Genomic DNA, 6516 nt, shown 5'->3' on the forward strand with positions numbered 1-6516 from the left:
CATCGCGTCGTGCGCCTGAAAACAAGCCAAAGTACTTGATCGGCCGCAAGCCGTCCCCAACTACGCGCAGGTGCCCTGCGTTCCACCGTCCCGGCAATTCCCGGGCCAGGCGAGCGTTTGCGGCTATAATTCAAGGCTTTGCAAGCATTTGTCAGGTTTTTTTGCCTGACTTTCACTCGTTTCATCAGGAAAGAGATCATGCCGATCTACGCTTACCGCTGCGAGTCGTGCGGCTTCGACAAGGACTGCCTGCAGAAGATCAGCGACGCGCCCCTGACGCAGTGCCCGAGCTGCGGCGCGGACGCATTCCGCAAGCAGGTTACCGCGGCCGGCTTCCAGCTCAAGGGCTCGGGCTGGTACGTCACCGACTTCCGTGGCGGCAATAACGGCGCCAGCGGCGCGGCGACCACTGCGAAGGCTGACAGCGCATCGACGTCCGAAGCCAGCAAGCCGGCCGCCGATAGCGCGCCCGCAGCGGCTCCCGCGAGCGCGCCGGCAGCGCCGGCGGCAAGCAATGCAGGCAGCGCGAGCACGGCAGGCTCGACCTGAAACCCAGCGGCCCGGGTCCGGTTTTCCGGGGCCAGGCCGCACAAGCGCTGCGCCACGCGCAGCCTGGATGGCGTGTACATGACGATCAAGAAAGCGACGCTCAAATCGGTGTTCCTGACCGGCCTGCTGGTGCTGGTGCCGCTGGCCATCACGTTGTGGGTCCTGAATCTCGTCATCAGCACGATGGATCAGACGCTGCTGCTCCTGCCGGAGTCGTGGCGCCCGCCGTTCCATCTGCCGGGTCTGGGCGCGGTGCTCACGCTGGCGTTCATCTTCGTGGTGGGGCTGCTCACGCACAATTTCATCGGCCAGAAGCTGGTGGAGTGGTGGAATGCGCTGGTGCGCCGCATCCCGATCATCGGTCCGCTGTATGGAAGCATCCAGCAGGTTTCCGATACACTGCTTTCCAGCAACGGCAATGCCTTTCGCAAGGCGCTCCTGATCGAGTACCCGCGCAAGGGCTCGTGGACCATCGCGTTTCTCACCGGCATCCCTGGCGGCGACGTGGTGAACCATCTGCAGGAAGATCACGTGAGCGTGTATGTGCCGACCACGCCCAATCCCACCTCGGGCTTTTTCCTGATGGTGCCGAAGAGCGAAGTCGTCGAGCTCGACATGACGGTCGATGCCGCGCTCAAGTATATTGTTTCGATGGGCGTCGTCGCGCCTGCCGCGACCCCGCGTCGCCCCATCGATCCCCCGCTTTAAATACCGGATGTCGCGTCGGCTACAACCTGCGCGAGCTTCCTGTTTAATTTACGCATAACGAAAGACGAACATCATGTCGATGAGATCTGAATACTGCGGTCTGGTGACCGAACAGCTGCTGGGCCAAAACGTTTCGCTGTGCGGATGGGTGCAGCGCCGCCGCGACCATGGCGGCGTTATCTTCATCGACCTGCGCGACCGCGAAGGCCTGGTCCAGGTCGTGTGCGACCCGGACCGCGCAGAGATGTTCAAGGTGGCCGAAGGCGTGCGCAACGAGTTTTGCGTGCAGGTTAAGGGCGTGGTTCGCAATCGTCCGGAAGGCACGGCCAATGCCAACCTGAAGAGCGGCAAGATCGAAGTGCTGTGCCACGAACTCGTGGTGCTCAACGCGTCGGTCACGCCGCCGTTCCAGCTCGACGACGACAACCTCTCGGAAACCACGCGCCTCACGCATCGCGTGCTGGACCTGCGCCGCCCGCAAATGCAGCACAACCTGCGCCTGCGTTATCGCGTGGCGATGGAAACGCGCAAGTATCTGGACGCGCTCGGCTTTATCGACATCGAAACGCCGATGCTCACCAAGAGCACGCCGGAAGGCGCGCGCGACTACCTCGTGCCGTCGCGTACGAACCCGGGGCAGTTCTTCGCGCTGCCGCAGTCGCCGCAGCTCTTCAAGCAGCTCTTGATGGTGGCGAACTTCGATCGCTACTACCAGATCGTCAAGTGCTTCCGCGACGAAGACCTGCGCGCCGACCGTCAGCCGGAATTCACGCAGATCGACTGCGAAACGTCGTTCCTCGGCGAGCAGGAAATCCGTGACCTGTTCGAAGACATGGCGCGTCACGTGTTCAAGGAAACGATCGGCGTCGAACTGGACGCGAAGTTCCCGGTCATGCCGTACTCGGAAGCCATGAGCCGCTTCGGTTCGGACAAGCCGGACCTGCGCGTGAAGCTCGAATTCACGGAACTGACGGACGCCATGAAGGACGTGGACTTCAAGGTGTTCAGCACGCCGGCCAACAGCAAGGACGGCCGCGTTGCCGCCCTGCGCGTGCCGAAGGGCGCGGAACTCTCGCGTGGCGACATCGACGGCTACACGGAATTCGTGCGCATCTATGGCGCGAAGGGCCTCGCCTGGATCAAGGTCAACGAAGTCGCGAAGGGCCGTGACGGTCTGCAAAGCCCGATCGTCAAGAACCTGCACGACGCGTCGATCGCTGCGATCATCGAGCGCACCGGCGCGCAAGACGGCGACATCATCTTCTTCGCGGCCGACCGCGCGAAGGTGGTGAATGACAGCCTGGGCGCGCTGCGCCTGAAGGTCGGTCATTCGGAATTCGGCAAGGCCAACGGTCTGGTCGAGAAGGGCTGGAAGCCGCTGTGGGTGATCGACTTCCCGATGTTCGAGTACGACGAGGAAGAAAACCGCTACGTGGCCGCGCACCACCCGTTCACGAGCCCGAAGGACGAGCACCTGGAATATCTGGAAACGGACCCGGGCCGCTGCCTCGCGAAGGCTTACGACATGGTGCTCAACGGCTGGGAAATCGGCGGTGGCTCGGTGCGTATCTATCAGGAAGACGTGCAGAGCAAGGTGTTCCGTGCGCTCAAGATCGGTCCGGAAGAAGCGCGTGCGAAGTTCGGCTTCCTGCTCGACGCGCTGCAGTACGGCGCGCCGCCGCACGGCGGTATCGCATTCGGTCTGGACCGCATCGTGACGATGATGGCCGGCGCCGACTCGATCCGTGACGTGATCGCGTTCCCGAAGACGCAACGCGCACAGTGTCTGCTCACGCAGGCGCCGAGCGAAGTTGACGAGCGTCAACTGAAGGAACTGCACATCCGTCTGCGTCAGCCCGAGCAGAAGACGGCGCAATAAGCCGTTTTAGGGTGGCATGAAGAAGAGGCGCGCGAGCGCCTCTTTTTTTTCGCCACGCGCCCGCGCGTTCGATTCACGCCCATTTGCTAGACTGCGCGGCCGACGATCATCAGAGACTTTCGCCATGCCATTGATGCCGCGACGTGTGCTTCACGCCCTGTTGTTCGTTGTCTCGCTTGCGGTGGCGGCGTTTGCGAACGCGCAGCAGGTCGGCTTCGTGTCGAACGGCGTCTACTATTCGGTGAATCCACAACTGGCCGATGGCGCGACGCTGCAAATCGTGCCCGACGTAGCGCATCCCGCCGTGCAATGCTGCGCGACCATCAGCGGCCGCGCGCGCGCCAATCCCATGGTGTCCGATGAACTGCGCGATCGCGCCGTGACGGCTTACACAATCAAGCTGCCGCCCGCGCTCGACAAGGACGTTTCCGGGTTCGGCGTGATCGGCGAGGCGCATTTTGCGCATGTGGGTGCGACCTCCTCGGACGCCACGCTGGCAGGCGGCCTGAAAGTGCGGCTCTCGACCTGCACGTCGAGCGAGGGCGTGCATTACCTCGGCAAACGCGTAGGCGACGACAAAACGCTGGTGCATCTGTCCCAGCACTTCGACGCCGACTTCGAGCCCACCTGCAGCGATGCCGATCTGCAACCGCCCGCGCGCTGAGCCTCAAACCGGCGCGTCATACGCGTTTGGCCCCTTTTGCGTTAAATTCCTGACAAGACAGTCGCAAACAAGTCGCCATTCCCGCGGCCCCCACACGTTTTATCGCCATGCAAAAGCCGCCGAAGATTCCAGAATCCGTACTTGTCGTCATCCATACGCCGCCGCTGGCGGGGCAGATGGATGTGCTGATCATCGAGCGCGCCGACCGCGCCGGCTTCTGGCAGTCGGTCACGGGCTCGAAGGACCGCATCGACGAGCCGTTTCTGGAGACCGCCGTGCGCGAGGTGGCTGAGGAAACCGGCATTGTCGTACCCGCGCAGGCGCTGCGCGACTGGCATCACGAGATCGAATACGAGATCTATCCGGTCTGGCGCCATCGCTACGCCCCGGGCGTCACACGCAACACCGAGCACTGGTTTAGTCTGGAAGTGCCCGCCGGCACGCCGGTCACGCTAGCACCGCGCGAGCACACCGCGTATCTGTGGCTGCCCTACGAAGAAGCGGCGGCAAAGTGCTTCTCGTCGTCCAATCGCGAGGCGATCCTGCAACTGCCCGCGCGCCTTGCCGGAGAGCGTTAAGTGAGCGACACCCGCGCCGATCCTGAAGCGGAACTCGAACCGCGCCGCGTCATGCGGCTGCGCGAGGCGCTGCTGGGGCGGCGCTATCGCTCGCGTTACCGCTTCACAAGCGGCAACGAGGTGCGCCTGTTCCATTCGGGCGAGGGCCTCTTTTCGGCGATGATCGAGCGTATCGACGCCGCCCGGCGCGACGTTGCGCTCGAAACCTATATCTTCTGCCGCGACGCCACGGGCCAGGCGCTTTCGGACGCACTGATGCGCGCGGCGCGCCGCGGCGTGCGCGTGCGCGTCATCACCGATGGCGTGGGCACCGCGCGTCTCGATCTGTTCGATGCGTGGCCTGCTGCTGGCATCGAGCATCGCATCTATAACCCGCACATCTTTGGGCGCTTCGGCTTTTCGCGTACGCACCGCAAGCTCGCCGTGATCGATGATCAGTACGCCTATTGCGGCGGCATCAACGTCGTCGACGATATGGAGAACGACGGCAAGCCGCTGCCGTTCGCGCGCTGGGATTTCGCGGTGGAACTGGCCGGACCGGTGGTGGTGGACGTGCGCGAGGCGATCGAGATGCAGTGGCGGCGTATTCGCCTGGGGCACCGGCCGCCGCTCGCGGGTGCGGGCGCGCCCGACCTGCCTGTGCTGTCACCGGGCGTGCCGGCCAGCGCTGGCTTTCTCGCGCCGCATCCCACGGGACACACGGTGATGCAGCCCGCCAAGGCCGTCAACGAAGTGCTGCGCGAACTTGCGCCTGTGGTCCGCACGGGGCGCGCGCAGCGCATCATCGCGCGGCTGCGCGAGCGCCTGCGCGCGGGCGTGCCCGATCCGCGCACGGCGCGGGTGCCCTGCGTGGCGTTCGTTGCGCGCGACAACGTCGTGAACCGGCGCGCGATCGAAAAAGCCTATCTGGACGCCATCGGCGAGGCGCGCAAGGAAGTGCTGCTCGCCAACCCGTACTTCATGCCGGGACGGCGGCTGCGGCGCGCGCTGCTGGAAGCGGCCTCGCGCGGCGTGACAGTCAAGCTTCTGATCGGACGAAAAGAGTTCAAGGTGCTCGACTACGGCACGCCGTTTCTCTATCACCAGTTGCTCAGCGCGGGCGTGCAGATTGCGGAATACGAAAAGACCATGCTGCACGGCAAGGTGGCGGTGGTGGATTGCGCCTGGGGCACGGTCGGATCGTCGAATCTGGATGCGCTGAGTCTCGTGCTCAACAACGAGGCCAATGTGTTGCTGGTGCAGCATCCGCAGATCGAGCAATTGCGCGACGCGATCCTGAGCGCTTTCGACGAATCCCCGAAGATCGACCGCGCCCGCTACGAGGCGCGTCCGTGGCACGTACGGGCCGTGAACTGGCTGGCGTGGAATTCCTATCGGGTGGTGATGAAGCTGCTCACCGTGGGCGGCTACGACTAGTTTTCTAATGCGTCGCAACACGGCGTGGCCAACCCGACACAAACCTTGCGCCTGCCACACGAAACCCCCCGCGTGCAATCGAGAAATGCTCGCTTGTGCGCTTCTTGCGATCCCCGAAAATTAGAGTACCGGGTAGAAAACGGTTTCTAATAAAGTCCTTGTTTCGCGGGCGGCTGTCCTCAACAATAGTACGGCCGTTCGATTTAATTCAAGCCGAGATGCGAGCAGATCAAGCCAACATCGCGGCCACATCGTCACGGTAAATAAAGCTATGCGTAAAGGCGAACAGACACGAGCCGCCATTCTGGATGCAGCACTCGACCTCGCGAGCCGGGACGGACTGGAAGGTCTGACCATTGGACTGCTGGCCGAGCGCATGCAGATGAGCAAGAGCGGCGTCTTCGCGCACTTCGGTTCGCGCGAAGACCTGCAGGTCGAGGTGGTGCGTGAGTACCATCGCAGATTCGAGGAAGAAGTCTTCTTTCCGAGCTTGCGCGAACCACGCGGTTTGCCTCGTCTGCGTGCGATGCTGTCGCGATGGTTCGAGAAGCGCATCCACGAAGTCACGACCGGCTGCATCTACATCAGCGGCGCGGTCGAGTACGACGACCGCGCGGACAGCCAGGTGCGCGAGCAACTGGTGGCGAGCGTGACGATGTGGCGTGCGGCACTGTTGCGAGCCATTGCGCAGGCGATCGAAGAAGGGCATCTGCGACGCGATA

Annotated in this window: 7 protein-coding genes; all 7 read left to right on the forward strand. The window is 63.4% G+C overall.

Features of this window, described 5'->3' with window-relative positions; translation table 11 throughout:
• The first annotated feature begins 198 nt into the window (after positions 1 to 198).
• Positions 199 to 549 carry an FmdB family zinc ribbon protein gene (locus VG320_RS02635; protein ID WP_327198610.1) on the forward strand — a complete coding sequence of 117 codons (351 nt, stop codon included), beginning with the start codon at positions 199 to 201 and terminating at the stop codon, positions 547 to 549.
• Positions 550 to 627: 78 nt separating this feature from the next.
• The gene (locus VG320_RS02640) at positions 628 to 1257 is read left to right on the forward strand and encodes a DUF502 domain-containing protein (RefSeq protein ID WP_103707851.1); all 630 of its coding nucleotides are present in this window, start codon (positions 628 to 630) and stop codon (positions 1255 to 1257) included.
• 73 nt (positions 1258 to 1330) lie between these two features.
• On the forward strand, positions 1331 to 3136 hold the full coding sequence (aspS, locus tag VG320_RS02645) for an aspartate--tRNA ligase (RefSeq protein ID WP_327198611.1): 1806 nt from the start codon (positions 1331 to 1333) through the stop codon (positions 3134 to 3136).
• A gap of 145 nt (positions 3137 to 3281) precedes the next feature.
• Entirely contained in the window at positions 3282 to 3800 is a 519-nt protein-coding gene (locus VG320_RS02650) for a hypothetical protein (protein ID WP_327198612.1), read from the forward strand.
• Between the two features lie 107 nt (positions 3801 to 3907).
• Complete coding sequence (nudB, locus tag VG320_RS02655; protein ID WP_327198613.1) at positions 3908 to 4378, forward strand: dihydroneopterin triphosphate diphosphatase; 471 nt, start codon at positions 3908 to 3910, stop codon at positions 4376 to 4378.
• A gap of 51 nt (positions 4379 to 4429) precedes the next feature.
• Positions 4430 to 5794, forward strand: coding sequence for a phospholipase D-like domain-containing protein (locus VG320_RS02660; RefSeq protein ID WP_414695948.1), 1365 nt, complete (start codon positions 4430 to 4432; stop codon positions 5792 to 5794).
• A gap of 271 nt (positions 5795 to 6065) precedes the next feature.
• Positions 6066 to 6516, forward strand: a 451-nt coding sequence (locus VG320_RS02665) for a TetR/AcrR family transcriptional regulator (protein WP_327198614.1), incomplete at its 3' end; no start/stop codon positions are given.

This window comes from Paraburkholderia sp. (genome assembly GCF_035948235.1).
Taxonomy (GTDB): domain Bacteria; phylum Pseudomonadota; class Gammaproteobacteria; order Burkholderiales; family Burkholderiaceae; genus Paraburkholderia.